This is a genomic window from Bradyrhizobium sp. Pa8 (assembly GCF_052588265.1).
Genome location: NZ_CP176767.1, coordinates 4,509,722 through 4,525,176 on the forward strand (window position 1 = coordinate 4,509,722; position 15,455 = coordinate 4,525,176).

Below are 15,455 nucleotides of genomic sequence, written 5' to 3' on the forward strand. Positions count from 1 at the left end.
CTCCGCAACGGACCACATAGATAACATGACCCAGGCAACACCAGCTTCGACACCAAAGCCCCGGCGGCCGCGCCCGCAGGTGATGCGGCTGACGGATGCCGCGGCCCAGCGCATCAGCGAGCTGACGAGCCGCGCCGATTCCGAGATCGTGGGTCTGCGCGTCGGCGTGAAGAACGGCGGCTGTGCCGGCCAGTCCTACACGGTCGAATACGCCCACGATGTCCGCCCGACCGACGAGGTCGTCGAGGACAAGGGCGTCAAGATCCTGGTCGATCCCAAGGCCGTGCTGTTCCTGCTTGGTACCGAGATGGACTACAAGGCCGACAAGATGCAGGCCCAGTTCGTCTTCAACAACCCCAACCAGGTCTCCGCCTGCGGCTGCGGCGAGTCGGTCGAGTTGCGCCCGGCCAAGATCGACGGGTAGGCCCGACTGTCGTCCCCGCGAACGCGGGGACCCATACCGCGTGATCTATCTTTAGCGGGAGGTGCCAGTACCGGAGCTGGCACGACTGACAGTCTTCGCTAAACTTCTCCCTGGGGCTATGGGTCCCCGCTTTCGCGGGGACGACGCTGGGGGAGAGTTGGGCCATGGACCGCGAATTCCTGATCGACCTGTTCGCCGATTTCGGCCCCGTCACCATCCGCAAGATGTTTTCCGGCTACGGCATCTCGGCCGACGGTATCAACTTCGCGCTCGCCTTGCGCGCGGGCCTGTTCTTCCGCGCCGACGAGGTCACCATCCCGGGCTTTGAAGCGGAAGGCTCGAAGCCGTTCCAGTACTCGACCCGCGCCAAAACCGTGCTGGTGAATTCCTATTGGGAACTGCCGGCGCGCCTGTTCGACGATTCCGAGGAGCTTGCGCAATGGGCGAGGGCAGCGCTCGCCGCCGCCCAGCGGGCCAAGGTGAGGAAGCAGCCCAAGGGGAAGAAGGCAGCAACCAAGAAAGTGGTGCGCAAACCCGCGAAGAAACAAGCAGCCAAGAAGGCGGTTCGTAGGGGGGCAAAGCGACTCGTCCGCCGTAGCTCGTAGAGCGAAGGCGGAAGCGTGCCCACCGTTAGGTTCAGTCCACCGCCTTGGTCAGTCCGACCCTCATGTCCTTGGCGATGAAGACACTGACGCCGTCGGCCAGCACGCGACCGTCGGCGATCCCGAGCACCAGCTTGCCGCGCCGGACCATGCGCATGGCGACCTCGTAGCGCACGCGTCGCGTCTCCGGTGTGACCAATCCCGTAGCTTCGACCTCGCCGACGCCGATGGCGCGGCCCTTGCCCGGTGAACCCGACCAGCCGAGTCAGTAGCCGATCATCTGCCACATCGCATCCAGTCCGAGGCTTCCCGGCATCATCGCGTCACCGCGATAGTGGCAATCGAAGAACCAATGGCCGGGCACGATATCGAGCTCGCCGACGATGTGGCCCTTGCCGAACCCGCCGCCGTCCAGGCTGATCTCGGTGATGCGATCCATCATGAGCATCGGCGGGGCCGGCAATTGCGCGTTGCCCGGGCCGAAATAGCCGCCGTCGCTCGATCTCAGCAATTCGTCCCTGGTGTAGGACGGTTGCGGTGTGTGAAAGTCATGGGGATTGGGCATGACGACAAGTCCTCTCGACGCTCGCAGTCAGGCGGCGGGGAAGATGTCGTTCGGCGGGTTGGAATGTCAAGCGCCGGCCGCTTCTTCGGTGCGCTGCTTCGGCGTCAGGCCACCCGGCTGTGCGACTCGATCGCGAACTCCGGATCGGCCTCGCAGATCACGCGGTTGCGGCCGTTGCGCTTGGCGGCATAGAGGCAGGCATCCGCACGCTCGATCAGCGCGTCGGGGTCGTCGCCCTGCCTGAGCATGGAGACGCCGACGGAGATGGTGACGCGGCCGAGGATCTCGCCGGTCGATTTCTTCTTCAATTCCTTCGCCATCACGGCGCGGCGGATGTGATCTGCAACGGTGAGGGCCTGGCGCAGCGCCGTGTTGGGCAGCAGAACCGCGAATTCCTCGCCGCCGTAGCGCGCGGTGATGTCCTGTCCCTTGATGGTCTGCTTCATGGACAGGCCGACCAGCCGCAACACCTGGTCGCCGGTGAGATGGCCGTAGGAATCGTTGAACGATTTGAAATGATCGATGTCGAACAGCAGCAGCGACAGCGGCTCGCCCGAGGCGAGCGCGCTCTGCACGGCCATGCCGATCATGCGATCGAAATATTTGCGATTGCCCAACCCCGTCAGCGGATCGGTCAGACTCTCGGCGCGGATCGCCTCCAGGCTCTGCTGGAGATTGCTGATCTCGTTCTTGGACAGGGTCAGGCGGTCTTCCAGCGCCTTGTTGGTCTCGCGCATCTCGCTGGTCGACCGCAGCAGCGTCTCGACGATCGACTTGATCTGGTCGCGGCTCTTGGCCGCCGACAGTTGCTCGGTCGCACCCGACAGGCTGGCATCGTAGGAGCCGGTCATCCCGAGCGCTTCGTTCAGCACCGTCATCACGTCGTCGATCTCGCCGATGACGCGTGCGCCGACCTTGTCGATGCGGTCGGTGGTCTTGATGTGGGAAAGATAGGTCTCGTAGATCTGCTCGAGATCGCCTTCGGTCAGCTTGCCGTGGCGCGCCAGCGTCTCGTTGATGATCTTGTTGAGCGGTGCGTTATAGCCGGTGGCGTAGACGTACCAGATCTCGTAATTGCGGGGAATTGCGGTCTGTCGAAGCGAACGGATCTGACCGAGAGCAACTTCGGCGAACGCCATCGTGCGTTCGTGTTCGTCGAGCACCTTGACCACTGAACATACCCCACAGCGGTCGGTGCGCCATCGACCGCAGCAATGCTTAAATTATGTTCGTAGGCTAACGGACGATCGTGAACGCTCTGTAAACAGACGTTTGCGAATGCATCAGAAAAAGTGTGAGACGGCTCAGCTCAACCGGAGCTGAATCGCGCCGGCGCGTCAGGCGCCGGCGGGAGAACGCACTGGCCGGAGCAGAAACGCCGGAAGGTGCGAGTGATCGCCGGGCTCGGTATCGGCCTCGCGCTGGCGGCGCGGCTCGGGGCGGCCGATCGACGGCACATGCGATGCATTGGCCTGCTGGCGCGAACCATGACGCGGCTCGGATGATGGCCTGGCTTCACGCGGAGGCCTCGGCTCGCGCGCGGGCCTCGCCTCGGGAGCGGGCCTTGTTTCGGCTGAAGGCCTTGTTTCGGAAGCGTGTCTTGCCTCGCCACGCGGTTCGCGCGGCTCGTGGCTGCGCTCACGGTCGCGACCGCCGCGCTGCGGCTTGCCGCGTCCGCCGCGCGAACGCTCGCGGCCGCGCTGCTCGCGCGGGCGCTCGGTCGCATCGCCGGCTTCTGCGTGGATCTCGTAATCGCCCTCGGCGCGCGGAATGTTCTGGCCGATCAGCTTCTCGATCGCCACCATCGACTTCTGGTCGAGCGGCGTCACGATCGAGATCGCGGTACCGGTGCGGCCAGCACGGCCGGTGCGGCCGACGCGATGGACGTAGTCGTCTGGATGATGGGGGACGTCGAAATTGAAGACGTGGCTGACTTCGGGAATGTCGAGGCCGCGGGCGGCGACGTCGGAGGCGACCAGCAGCGGCAGCTCACCCTTGCGGAATTGTTCGAGCGCCGCCATGCGGGCCGGCTGGTCCATGTCGCCGTGCAAGGCGCCGACGCTGAAGCCGTGCTTCTGGAGCGATTTGTGAACGATCGCGACCTCGCGCTTGCGATTACAGAAGATGATCGCGTTCTTGAGATCCTTGGCCTCGCGCAGCAGGCGGCGAAGCAGTTCGCGCTTCTCGTGCGCCTCGCGCCCCGCAGGCACCTGTGACTGCGTGACGGTCACGGCGGTGGTGGCGGGCTTGGAGACCTCGACCTTCTGCGGATTGTGCAGGAAGGTCTCGGTGATGCGCCGGATTTCCGGCGGCATGGTCGCGGTGAAGAACAGGGTCTGCCGCGTGAACGGGACGAGCTTGCAGACGCGCTCGATGTCGGGAATGAAGCCCATGTCCAGCATGCGGTCGGCTTCGTCGATGACGAGCAGCTCGACGCCGGTCAGCAGGAGGCCGCCGCGCTCGGTGTGGTCGAGCAGGCGGCCGGGGGTGGCGATCAGCACGTCGACGCCGCGCGTCAGCTTGGCATCCTGGTCGCCGAAGGAAACGCCGCCGATCAGCAGGGCGACGTTGAGCTTCTGGCCGGCGCCGTAGCGGTCGAAGTTTTCCTTCACCTGCGCCGCGAGTTCGCGGGTCGGCTCCAGGATCAGCGTGCGCGGCATGCGCGCGCGGGCGCGACCCTTTTCGAGGATGGTGAGCATCGGCAGCACGAAGGCCGCGGTCTTGCCGGTGCCGGTCTGGGCGATGCCGAGCACGTCCTTGCGTGCGAGGACGTGGGGGATCGCCTGTTCCTGAATGGGGGTGGGGGTGGTGTAACCGGTGGCCGCCACTGCGGCGAGGACTTTTTCGGACAGTCCGAGATTTGAAAAGGACATTGAGCCTCTGGTCGAAACCGCCGTTCGGAATCGAGGGTAATTAAGGCTGTCGCGTTCCACCCCGAAACGGCGCGCTCTCAAAGAAGCTGGGGGTGCTGACTCACGCGAACAAAGCGCAAGGCTCAAGAATCGGTCTTCGATCTGAGCCGCGTCGCCCCGGAACATAGGCGGGAATCGGCCAAAGTCAATGGAGCGGGCGCGGGAAGACCCTAAAAAACCTGAGGTTTTTGCCCAAATAGCGGGCCCGGCTGGGGTTTTCCGCTTCCACCGTTAACCGGGCGATAGCGGCCGGAGGGACGGCTAACGCCCTTCCGGGCCCTGCGCCCGGAAATCGCCGGGGGCCATTCCGTACGCGGCGTTGAAGACCCGGTAATAGGTCGCCAGGCTCTCGAAGCCGCAGGAGGTCGCGATATCAGCGATCAGCCGGTCCGGCGCCTCGCGCATCAGGCGGCGGCTCTGTTTCAGGCGTTCGTCCGTCACGGTCTGCGAAAAGCTCTTCGCTGCGGTTTCGAACAGCATGTGCAGGTGACGCACGGACACGCTGAGCTGGTCGGCCACCATCGTCGGCGCCAGACCGGGGTCTTGCAGATGGCGCGCGATCAGGCGACGCGCCTGCGAGAGCCGGGCGGTCCGCAGCGCGGCCTGCCCACGGCGGCTACCGGGCCGCACGATCCCGCGCTCGATCAGGGCCAGATAAGCCAAGGCCTGGACGCGCGAGGCTTGATCCAGGGAGGCCTGGGCGATTGAGGTCGCATCAGTGGCGCCGTCATCGCCCGCGGCGGCCTCATTGAGGTCGGCGAAGCAGGCGCCGAGCAGGGGCGCCAGGCTGGGATCGTTGAAGGTCCGAGGCGCAAGCTCGCGCATGCGCCTGTCCTGCGTGGAGAGGCTGCTCACGGGGATCTTCAGGATACGCAGATGGAAGCCGCCTGCGCCGAGCGGCGCGGTGCGGTATGGCTGGTCGGTATGGCTGGTGGCAAAGCTGCCGTTGGCGATCGCAAAGTCGCCGGTGCGCATGCCGCCGAACCAGCCGCCGCTGCCGAGCTGCTGGTAGACACAGATGCTGTCGCCGGGCGCGTAGGCGATGTCGGAGCTGCTGCGCTCGACCGTGTAGTGCGAGGCCTTCAGCTCGACGAGGCCACCGCCGCCGAGCTCGCGCAGCGAGAATTCGCCGTAGAAGTCCGCGCGGCGTTCGCGCTCGAGTTCGGCGGTGACGCCGAACAGGCCCTTGGACCGGACCTCGCGCCAATAGTCGAACCGGTCATGCGGCTCGACCTCGTCAGTACACCATCGATACACGGCAGCCCCCGCTTGCAGCGCAACTGCCTAGAAAAAAGCAGATTCCGAAGGAATCTGCCATAGTCCTGATGACGGAACCCGAGGGCTCTCGGCGTTGAACCGTGGACATGGCTGGACCGACTATCATCAACGGCAGAGGGTTCCAATGAATCGCTGCTCGAGGGGGCCGGCGGAGCGCCGTTCTGCAACGGGAATTTTACGATGACGCGTCGGCTTTTCAGAATTCTGGCGGCCCTTGGCCTTGCGGTGAGCCTGAGCGGCTTCGCGCTGCCCGCACACGCCGAGAAGCGCGTTGCGCTCGTCGTCGGCAACAACGACTACAGGAACGTCCCCAAGCTCCTCAAGGCGGTCAACGACGCCCGTACCATGGGTGATACGCTGAAGCAGCTCGGTTTCTCGGTGATGGTCGCCGAGAACCAGAGCCGGCAGCAATTCTCCGAGACGCTGCTCGCGTTCGACAGGGCGATCGAGCCCGGCGACACCGCATTCTTCTTCTACGCCGGCCACGGCTTCGAGATCGCGGGCCAGAACTACCTGCTGCCGACTGACGTACCGGCGGCGACCGAGGGGCAGGAGGAGCTGGTGCGCGACGCTTCCATCCTGGCCGACCGCATCGTCGAGCGCCTTCAGAACAAGAAGGCGCGCACGTCGATCCTGGTGTTCGACGCCTGCCGCAACAACCCGTTCGAGCGCAAAGGCACCCGCGCGGTCGCCGGCGGCGGCGGCCTCGCGCCGATGGTGCAGCTGCCCGAAGGCGTGTTCTCGGTGTTCTCCGCAGGTCCCCGCCAGACCGCACTCGATCGTCTCTCCAACGACGACGCCAATCCCAATTCGGTGTTCACGCGCACCTTCGCCAAGGAGCTGCTCCAGCCCGGCGAGAACCTGGTCCAGGTGGCGCAGCGCACCCGCCGTCTCGTCAGCGAGATGGCCGACACCGTCAAGCACCGGCAGGTGCCGGTCTATTTCGACCAGATGGTCGACGACGTCTTCCTCAGCGGCGTTGCCAAGGACGCGACGGCCGCTGCGCGCCCGGCCGATCCGGCGCCGCAGAAGCTCGCGGCTCTTCCGCCGGTGTCGGTACCGCGCGTGCCGAAGGAAGAGACCACCAACGCGCCGATCGCCAGCTTCTCGCGGCACAATGGCGGCTGGAGCGTGGTGTTCTCCTTCGCCGACCCGACGCTCGGCATTTCCTGGCGCATGGCCGGCAATGGCGATTTCCGCGAGACCGGCTTCATCGACACGCTCGATCCGCGCACGCGCAAGCGGATGCCGAACCCGTCGATCGAATTGCCGCCGGATGCGCAGGCAGGCACCATCGAGGTCCGCTATGTCGATCAGTCCGGCGACATGCAGGGGCCATTCCCGATCAGGTTCGATCCCGAGGCCGCGCTGATCCGCGACCAGCGCAAGATCCTCGACATGACCGCGACGAGCTGGCTGTCATTCCGCGAGTTCAACGGCCTGCTCGTCTACTACACGCACCTCGTGTCCTACCGCTGCGCCATCCGCGAGGTGCGCATCGGTATCGACACCGCCGTTCCGAACCAGGTGTTGAAGATGCCGGGCTGCGACATGCGCGATCCCAGCGCGATCAGCGCCGGCATGCCGCTCTACATGAAGCTTGCCCCGGCTACGCAGTTCGTCTCGGTGGAACTGACCTACCGCGACGGCAGCGTGTCGGAGATCAAGAGTTTTCGGGCCGCGAACCGCAGCAACAACTGAGCGGTCTGCGGTTCCATTGTTGGGCGGCGAGCGCAGTTGGCGCGGGGAACTAGCCGCGACGCTTTCCGATGTAGCGCTTGATGGAGTCGATCGCTTCCATCAAGGGCGGCGCAAGCGAGAAGAACGTCCCCATGGCGATCGAGATGACGACATGGCGAAGCAGGACCTTCTCCTGTTCCTCGAACGGATAGCCGTTCTGGTCGATCCGCGCCGGCGCGAGCGTGCCTGCGTCCTGAGGATCCGGCTTCCGCGGCTTGCGCGGCGGCAGCATGATCACGACGAAAAGCACGTTGATCAGCAGCCAGATGCCAAGCACTATCAGTATGGTGCGCAACGCGGGATCATCCTGAAATCAATCGAAATCATCAGCAACGCTACTGGCCATTCGGCATTGCGGCAAACCAATTCCGGCTTGCTGCACTGCACAGAGTACTAAAGTTGTAAGCGAGGCGTTGATGACGGAATCTGATACCCCAGACCACACCGTGCGTCACTCCGTGAGACCCCGGTGTTGCATCGTTGGCGGCGGGCCGGCCGGCATGATGCTTGGCTATCTGCTGGGACGCGCCGGCATCGACGTCGTGGTGCTGGAGAAGCATGCGGATTTCTTCCGCGACTTTCGCGGCGACACCGTGCATCCCTCGACGCTCCAGGTGATGGACGAGCTCGGCCTGATCGATGGGTTCCTGAAGCTGCCGCACCAGCGCCTGCAGATGATGGACGGCCTGTTTGGCGGCACGCCCGTGCGGATCGCCGATCTCCGCCGGCTCCGCACCAAGTACCCGTTCATTGCCTTCATGCCGCAATGGGACTTCCTGAATTTCCTGCGCGAGGCCGGCCAGCGCTTCGCCTCGCTCAAGGTGATGATGAATACGGAAGCCGTCGATCTGATCCGCCGCGGCGAGACCGTCGCCGGCGTGCGTGCGATGACGCCGGAGGGGCTGATCGATATCGAAGCCGATCTCACCATTGCCTGCGATGGCCGGCATTCGACGGTGCGCGAGCGTGCGGGGCTCCGTGTCGAGGAGATCGGCGCGCCGATGGACGTGCTGTGGTTCCGCGTCGGCCGCAAGGCGGACGAGACCGAGAACCTGTTCGCGCGCGTCGAGCCCGGAAAGATGATGGTCACGTTCGACCGCGGCGACTATTGGCAGTGCGCCTATGTCATCGCGAAGGGACAATACGAGGCGGTGAAGGCGAGGGGATTGCAGGCGCTGCTCGGCGACGTCGTGCGCATGGCGCCGATCCTTCGATCCGGCATTGCCGATATAAAGAGCTTTGACGATTTCAAGCTGCTCACCGTCGCGATCAACCGCCTGGCGCGCTGGACGCGGCCGGGCCTGCTTCTCATCGGCGATGCCGCGCATGCGATGTCGCCGGTCGGCGGCGTCGGCGTCAATCTCGCCGTGCAGGATGCGGTCGCGACCGCCAATTTGCTGGCCGACAAGCTTCGGCAGGGCTGCCCAACCGAGAATGAACTCGATGCCGTGCGCCGACGCCGCGAATTCCCGGTGAGGATGACTCAGCGAATGCAGGTGATCGTGCAGAACAACATCATCAGCGGTGCCCTGCAGGGCGGCGATCGGCCACTGAAGGTGCCGCTGGTCGTGCGCCTGATCACTGCGCTGCCATGGCTCCAGGGTATTCCGGCGCGCCTGATTGCGCTCGGCGTGCGGCCCGAGCACGTGCAGTCGAACGCCGCGCCGGCATCGTAGTGCAGGAGGTCGGTAGGGATAACGCGGCGTTAAATCGCGCGCCGCGCGTTGCGTGCGTGCAACAGCGCAAACGGATTCACGTCGCGCCGCTTGCCAATCCGGCGTCTTAACTTTCTTGATTCAAATTTGAGTAAGACCTGCGTGTGACCGTGCACCCATCAAAGGACACGGGGTGTACCATGCGTAACAAATTGATTGCCGCCTTCGCCTGCACGACCGCTCTGGTTTCGACCGGCACTGCTTCAGCCGCCGATCTCGGTGCGCGCTACACGAAGGCGCCCGCCTATGCGGAGCCGCTGTTCAACTGGACCGGTTTCTATGTCGGCGGCCACATCGGTGGCGCATGGACCAACGAGCAGTTCATCAACAACGGGACCGGCGCGCCGTTCGGCGATCTCGTTCCGGGCCAGGGCTATCGCCAGCGTGGCGCCGGCATCATGGGTGGCGCCCAGATCGGCTACAACTGGCAGGCAAACAACTACGTGTTCGGCATGGAAGGCACGATCTCCGGCCTCGACAACAAGGGTACGGTCGTCAACACCGTCTTCGGCGCCGCTGACGATATCTTCACCTGGCGCGCCAACGTGCTCGCGACCGTCGTCGGCCGCGCCGGCTTCGCGGTGCAGAACAATTTGTTCTACATCAAGGGCGGCTATGCCGGCGTGAACAACCGTCTCAACGTCAGCGACACCGTTGCGCCCTCGACGGGCTCGGGCGGTCAGACCCACTGGGCCAACGGCTGGACCGTCGGCGCCGGCTGGGAATACGGCATCACCCGCAATTGGATCGTCGGTCTCGAGTACAATTACGCGGCCTTCGGCAGCCAGACCTATCAGCTCGGCGGCACCTCGGGTAACTACACCTTCGATGCCAAGCCGCGCGATATCCAGTGGGCCGTCGTGCGCGCGAGCTACAAGTTCGACGCACCGGTCATCGCGCGCTACTGAGCACGTCAACGAACGACTGAAGCTAAAAAAGTACGGCCAACTGAAAGCCCCGGCTCTGTCCGGGGCTTTTTTGTCGGCCGCAGCCAAGCTTACGCCATCACGGAGAATCCACCGTCGACGGGGATCGCAGTGCCCGTGACGAAGTTGGAGGCGGGCGAGGCGAGGAACACGGCGATGCCGGCGAAGTCGTCGATGTCGCCCCAGCGTCCCGCGGGCGTGCGCGCCAGCACGCGCTCATGCAGTCCCGAGACCTGCTGCCGCGCGCCGCGGGTGAGGTCGGTGTCGATCCAGCCCGGCAGGATGGCGTTGACCTGGATGTTGTCGGGCGCCCACGCATTAGCGCACGCGCGCGTGTACTGCACGATGCCGCCCTTGCTCGCCGCATAGGCGGTGGCGAAGCTCGCGCCGAAGATCGACATCATCGAGCCGATGTTGATCACCTTGCCGTTGCCCGACGCCTTCAGCGCCGGATAGGCGAGCTTCGAGCACACGAAGGCGCTGGTGAGATTGGTGTCGATCACCTTGTTCCATTCGTCGAGCTCGAGCTCGTGCGGCGGCTTGCGGATGCTCATGCCGGCATTGTTGATGAGGATGTCGATCCGGCCGAGCTCCTTGACGACGCGGTCGATCATGGCCGCGACCGCCGCCTTGTCGGTCACGTCGGTGGTGACGGCAATCGCCTTCACGCCGCGCTGTCTGAGATCGGCGACGGCGGCGGCCGATTTGGTTGCGTTGCGTCCGACCACGGCGATATCGGCGCCGGCATCGGCGAGTCCATGGGCGAGGCCAAGACCGATGCCGCCATTGCCCCCTGTGACGATCGCGACTTTGCCGCGGAGATCGAACCGGTTGGATGTCATATTTGTATTCCCTGGTTTCTTCTATTGGTTGCTCTGCCAGACCAGGACCAGTCCGAAGCCGGCCATGGCTGCGCCATAGCCGGCCCATTGCAACTGGTTGACCATGAAGCTCGACCGCGGCCAGGCGACGGTGCCCGTTCCCTGTCCGATCCAGAGCAACCCGACGGCGAGGGCAAACAGGCCTGCGATCAGCAGAAATCTGCGCATGCATTCCTCCCCGCTGGTCTGCTTCTGTCGTGGCCCACGGCATCAACGATCGCCGCTTGTCACGAAAACTTCCCGCCAGACTAGCCGTAGCTTCGGTTTGGATACAATGGCTGCGGATGCAGGGCCGCTGGGAGGATCCATGTCCGTGCGGAAGATGCTCCTGGGTAGCACCCTTGGCATCGCGGCTGCGGCCGCACTGGTGGCGGCCTATGCCGTCATTCCGCGGCGTGCGGATCTGCGGGCGTTCGATCCGGCCGAGATGGCGCGGCTCGAGACCGCGATGTGGCGCGACTATTACGACAAGCGCTATGCCGCGCTGTTCTACCATCTCTACGAATCGACGCGGACGCAGTTCGGCTTTTCGCCGCTAGGAAGCTTGCAGATCGCGCTCGGCGCCGCCGGGGCCGCCAGGAGGTTCCAGCCGACGCGGTCACGCCGGGAAGCCGATGCGGCGCTGCCAGCGCTCGTTGGATATTACCGGGATTTTGCATTAGCCGCGCCCGTGGCATTCGACGCGCACGAGGCCGCCCGTCTCGAGCTTGACTGGTGGCAGGCGCGGCGCGAGGCGGCGGACCCGCGCGACTATGGCCTCACCATCGCAGGCGTGGCGGCGCTGACCTACGGCAGGAGCGTGGACGATTCCGGCATCAGGCAGTTCGGCATCGCGCGGGCAGAGGCCATGGCGCTTCGCGATGCGCGGGGCGAGGCGATCACCGAGACCGACTGGGCGGGGATCGAGAACAAGCTTGGAGAGGCGTACCGGTCCTTGAAGGCGAGCGTCAGCCGCTGACTATCCGGCAACGAAAAAGCCCCGGACAATGCCGGGGCTTTGACGTCTGAATTTTGGTTCAGATCAGATCAGTACTTCGCGACGACCGGACCGGTCCAGTTGAAGCGGTAGACCAGCGAGGTCGAAATCGTCTGGTTCCAGCTGTTGGCGCGGATGCTCTGGCCGACCGGGAGATTGCTGACGTCGAACAGCTCGTCCTGGGTCTTGGCGTTGTAGAAGGCCGAACGATACTCGGTCTTCATGAACCAGCCCGGCGAGCTGATGCCGAAGAAGTTCAGGCTGTTCTCGACGCCACCACCGATGAACCAACCGTTGCGGTTGTAGCTGTTGAGGTGGGCCCCGACGGGAACGCCGGCGAGGTCCGTGAAGTTGGTCTGGCCAAAGTGAGCGCCCGAGTAACCGCCGTTGACGTAGGTGAGAACGTTCGGAGCGGCCAGCCAGCCGAGGCGCACACCAGCGGCCCAGGAGGTTTCCAGCTTCTGGTTGCCCGTGATATTGTTGCCCGGATCCTGGATGGTGGCGCGGATGCTGCCGAACTGACCGTCAGCGAACACACCAGCGACCCAGGTGCCGCTGAACTGCCAGTCGTAACCGGCGCCCACGGTGCCGAACCAGCCCGAGCCACCCTGGCGCTGGGTGATCGTCAGCGGGGTGCCGCTGACAGTGTCGACAATCGATTGATCGGCATTCGAGAGGCCGCCACCGCCGCCGCCGAAGATGTAGAAGCCGGTCCAGTTGGCGACGGGCGCCGGCATCGGGGCCTTCACGTAGGGACGGGCCGCCAAGTCGGCCGCCGAGGCGGAACCGGTCATCGCGGCAACCGCGGTCAGTGCGAGCAAAATCTTCTTCATTCTAAAAATCCCCAAGCTTTGGTCTGTCCGGCAGGCGCGAGCGCACTGAAGTCCGATTGATCTGATGCCCGGACTATAGCCACTTTCCATCGAAATGCTGTTGCCGGACAGGCACAGTCGCCGGGAAACGCCGCTCGGCGGCGATTCCGGGCGAGATCGTCGAAATCAGAAATAATTCTAATATCTCAATGGTTTGCGTCATTTTGCGAAGATCGAGTTCAGGTAACTTCTCGTTAGCAAATCCGGGTCTGTCCGAAATGGTAGCAATCCTGCCCCAGCCTTGGCACCGGTGAGTCGTTGGCCGAGTCGTTCCGCCTCAAGATGAGTCGGGCAACGGACGCGGCCTGGCCGGCCGCCTCCGCGAAGGGCCGCAAACAAAAAAGCCCCGGCCGTAGCCGGGGCTTTTTGCGTGACGTCAGAAGACTGCCTCAGACGTCCAGCAGCTCCTCGCTCGCGAACTCCGCCTTGTCCGAGATGAATGCGAAGCGCGCCTCGGCCCTGGTGCCCATCAGCCGCTCCACCGAATCCGCCGTGGTGTCGCGGTCGTCGGCGAGCAACACCACCTTGAGCAGCGTCCGCTTGCGCGGATCCATGGTGGTTTCCTTGAGCTGCGCCGGCATCATCTCGCCGAGGCCTTTGAAGCGGTTCACCTCGACCTTGGCGTTGGCGTTGAACTCGCTCTTGATCAGCGCCTCCTTGTGCGCGTCGTCGCGGGCGTAGATCGACTTCGTGCCATGGGTCAGCTTGTAGAGCGGCGGCACCGCGAGGAAGAGGTGGCCCTCGTCGATCAGCCGCGGCATCTGCCGGTAGAAGAAGGTGATCAGGAGCGAGGCGATGTGGGCGCCGTCGACGTCGGCGTCGGTCATGATGATGATGCGCTGATAGCGCAGATCCTCTTCGCGATATTGCAAAAGCTGGCCGCAACCGATCGCCTGCACGAGGTCGGAGAGCTGCGCGTTCGCCGTCAGCTTGTCCTTGCCGGCCGAGGCGACGTTGAGGATCTTGCCGCGCAGCGGCAGCACTGCTTGCGTCTTGCGATCACGGGCCTGCTTGGCGCTGCCGCCTGCCGAGTCACCCTCGACGATGAAGAGCTCGGAGCCCTCGGTGCCGGCGTCGGTGCAGTCGGCGAGCTTGCCGGGCAGGCGCAGCTTCTTGCCGGCGGTCTTGCGTGCCGTTTCCTTTTCCTGGCGGCGGCGCAACCGCTCCTCGGCGCGGTCGATCACGAAGTCGAGCAGCCGGTTGGCCATGTTCGGATTGCCCGACAGCCAGTGGTCGAACGGATCCTTCATCGCCTGTTCGACGATGCGCTGCGCTTCGGCGGTGGCGAGACGATCCTTGGTCTGGCCCTGGAATTCGGGCTCGCGCACGAACACCGACAGCATCACGGCCGCGCCCACCATCACGTCTTCCGACGTAATGGATGACGCGCGCTTGCCCTGACCGACGCGCTCGGCGTGATCCTTCAGGCCGCGCAGCAGCGCGCTGCGCAGGCCGGATTCGTGCGTGCCGCCATCGGGCGTCGGCACGGTGTTGGTGTAGGAGGACAGGAAGCCGTCGGCATCCGCGGTCCAGGCGACAGCCCATTCGCAGGCGCCATGCGCGCCGTTGCGGCCCGATTTGCCCGAGAAGATGTCGGGATGCACCAGCGTGTCGGCGTGGATCGCAGCGGCGAGGTAATCCTTGAGGCCGCCGGGGAAGTGGAAGGTCGCTTCCGCCGGCACGTCCTCGACCCCCTTCAAGAGCTCGGGTGCGCAATTCCAGCGGATCTCGACGCCGCCGAACAGATAGGCCTTCGAGCGCGTCATCTTGAACAGGCGCTGCGGCTTGAACGCGGCCTTGGCGCCGAAGATGTCAGTGTCGGGCTTGAAGCGCACGCGGGTGCCGCGGCGGTTGTTGACCTTGCCGAGATCCTCGAGCTTGCCCTTCGGGTGCCCGCGCTCGAACGTCATGCGGTAGAGTTTCTGGCTGCGTGCGACCTCGACCTCGAGCAACGAGGAGAGGGCGTTCACCACGGAGATGCCGACACCGTGCAGACCGCCGGACGTCTCGTAGACCTTGGAGTCGAACTTGCCGCCCGAATGTAGCGTGCACATGATGACTTCGAGCGCAGACTTCTTCGGGAACTTCGGATGCGGATCGATCGGGATGCCGCGGCCGTTGTCGGTGACGGTCAGGAACCCATCGGCGCTGAGCTCGACTCCGATGAAGGTCGCGTGCCCGGCCAGCGCCTCGTCCATCGAGTTGTCGATGACTTCGGCGAAGAGGTGATGCAGCGCCTTCTCGTCGGTGCCGCCGATATACATGCCGGGCCGGCGGCGCACCGGTTCCAGGCCTTCGAGCACCTCGATATCGGCCGCAGTGTAGTCGGCTTCGCCGCCGGTTCCGCGCGACGCCGTCTTGGCGGGCGCCCGCGACTTCGGCTCATCGCCGCCGAAAAAATCGTCTTTTGCTTTTGGCTTCAACTGCTTGGACATATATTTTGATGCACTTTGATGGCCGCGATGGCGGCGAATCGGTTCGGCCGACTATGCCACGGCTGGCCTGCAGAGGTCACCGCAGGTCCGCCGGACGGGTGTGGGTGGGAGCCAATCCCGGCGATTTTA

The 15,455-nt window shown here is 64.7% G+C and carries 14 protein-coding genes and 1 pseudogene; 6 read left to right on the top strand and 9 right to left on the bottom strand.

Annotated features, from left to right (window positions below; translation table 11 throughout):
* Nucleotides 1-25 precede the first annotated feature (25 nt).
* The gene (locus ACKWRH_RS20420; RefSeq protein ID WP_080586712.1) at nt 26-424 is read left to right on the top strand and encodes a HesB/IscA family protein; all 399 of its coding nucleotides are present in this window, start codon (nt 26-28) and stop codon (nt 422-424) included.
* Between the two features lie 164 nt (nt 425-588).
* On the top strand, nt 589-1,029 hold the full coding sequence (locus ACKWRH_RS20425) for a TfoX/Sxy family protein (RefSeq protein WP_445222056.1): 441 nt from the start codon (nt 589-591) through the stop codon (nt 1,027-1,029).
* 31 nt (nt 1,030-1,060) lie between these two features.
* Here the strand turns inward: ACKWRH_RS20425 and fabA are convergent.
* The 4 genes and pseudogenes from fabA to ACKWRH_RS20445 all read right to left on the bottom strand — a co-directional run bounded on the left by fabA (nt 1,061) and on the right by ACKWRH_RS20445 (nt 5,760).
* Nucleotides 1,061-1,591, bottom strand: a pseudogene (gene fabA / locus ACKWRH_RS20430) (bifunctional 3-hydroxydecanoyl-ACP dehydratase/trans-2-decenoyl-ACP isomerase).
* 104 nt (nt 1,592-1,695) lie between these two features.
* A complete protein-coding gene (locus tag ACKWRH_RS20435; protein ID WP_445222057.1) occupies nt 1,696-2,763 on the bottom strand; it encodes a GGDEF domain-containing protein in 1,068 nt (355 codons plus the stop codon).
* Between the two features lie 165 nt (nt 2,764-2,928).
* A complete protein-coding gene (locus ACKWRH_RS20440; protein ID WP_445222058.1) occupies nt 2,929-4,464 on the bottom strand; it encodes a DEAD/DEAH box helicase in 1,536 nt (511 codons plus the stop codon).
* 300 nt (nt 4,465-4,764) lie between these two features.
* Nucleotides 4,765-5,760: a helix-turn-helix domain-containing protein gene (locus tag ACKWRH_RS20445; protein ID WP_445222059.1), complete on the bottom strand. Its 996-nt coding sequence runs from the start codon at nt 5,758-5,760 to the stop codon at nt 4,765-4,767.
* Nucleotides 5,761-5,961: 201 nt separating this feature from the next.
* On the opposite strand from ACKWRH_RS20445, the gene ACKWRH_RS20450 reads away from it, so the two are divergent.
* Nucleotides 5,962-7,482: a caspase family protein gene (locus ACKWRH_RS20450; protein WP_354075571.1), complete on the top strand. Its 1,521-nt coding sequence runs from the start codon at nt 5,962-5,964 to the stop codon at nt 7,480-7,482.
* Nucleotides 7,483-7,531: 49 nt separating this feature from the next.
* Here the strand turns inward: ACKWRH_RS20450 and ACKWRH_RS20455 are convergent, their stop codons facing one another.
* Nucleotides 7,532-7,816, bottom strand: a complete 285-nt coding sequence (locus tag ACKWRH_RS20455) for a hypothetical protein (RefSeq protein WP_354243502.1) — start codon at nt 7,814-7,816, stop codon at nt 7,532-7,534.
* A 121-nt stretch (nt 7,817-7,937) separates the two neighbouring features.
* On the opposite strand from ACKWRH_RS20455, the gene ACKWRH_RS20460 reads away from it, so the two are divergent.
* Both ACKWRH_RS20460 and ACKWRH_RS20465 read left to right on the top strand, forming a co-directional pair.
* A complete protein-coding gene (locus ACKWRH_RS20460; protein WP_445222060.1) occupies nt 7,938-9,197 on the top strand; it encodes an FAD-dependent oxidoreductase in 1,260 nt (419 codons plus the stop codon).
* A 179-nt stretch (nt 9,198-9,376) separates the two neighbouring features.
* Nucleotides 9,377-10,144 carry an outer membrane protein gene (locus ACKWRH_RS20465; protein WP_445222061.1) on the top strand — a complete coding sequence of 256 codons (768 nt, stop codon included), beginning with the start codon at nt 9,377-9,379 and terminating at the stop codon, nt 10,142-10,144.
* An 89-nt stretch (nt 10,145-10,233) separates the two neighbouring features.
* Here ACKWRH_RS20465 and ACKWRH_RS20470 read toward each other — a convergent pair whose 3' ends face one another.
* Both ACKWRH_RS20470 and ACKWRH_RS20475 read right to left on the bottom strand, forming a co-directional pair.
* Nucleotides 10,234-11,004, bottom strand: coding sequence for an SDR family NAD(P)-dependent oxidoreductase (locus ACKWRH_RS20470; RefSeq protein WP_445222062.1), 771 nt, complete (start codon nt 11,002-11,004; stop codon nt 10,234-10,236).
* A gap of 21 nt (nt 11,005-11,025) precedes the next feature.
* A complete protein-coding gene (locus tag ACKWRH_RS20475; protein ID WP_445222063.1) occupies nt 11,026-11,211 on the bottom strand; it encodes a hypothetical protein in 186 nt (61 codons plus the stop codon).
* 139 nt (nt 11,212-11,350) lie between these two features.
* Between ACKWRH_RS20475 and ACKWRH_RS20480 the strand changes: the two genes are divergently transcribed.
* Nucleotides 11,351-12,001 (top strand): hypothetical protein, encoded by a 651-nt coding sequence (locus ACKWRH_RS20480; RefSeq protein WP_445222064.1) that lies wholly within the window; start codon nt 11,351-11,353, stop codon nt 11,999-12,001.
* A gap of 68 nt (nt 12,002-12,069) precedes the next feature.
* Here ACKWRH_RS20480 and ACKWRH_RS20485 read toward each other — a convergent pair whose 3' ends face one another.
* Nucleotides 12,070-12,852 carry an outer membrane protein gene (locus ACKWRH_RS20485; protein ID WP_028161268.1) on the bottom strand — a complete coding sequence of 261 codons (783 nt, stop codon included), beginning with the start codon at nt 12,850-12,852 and terminating at the stop codon, nt 12,070-12,072.
* 428 nt (nt 12,853-13,280) lie between these two features.
* On the bottom strand, nt 13,281-15,326 hold the full coding sequence (gene parE / locus ACKWRH_RS20490) for a DNA topoisomerase IV subunit B (protein ID WP_445222065.1): 2,046 nt from the start codon (nt 15,324-15,326) through the stop codon (nt 13,281-13,283).
* Nucleotides 15,327-15,455 lie beyond the last annotated feature (129 nt).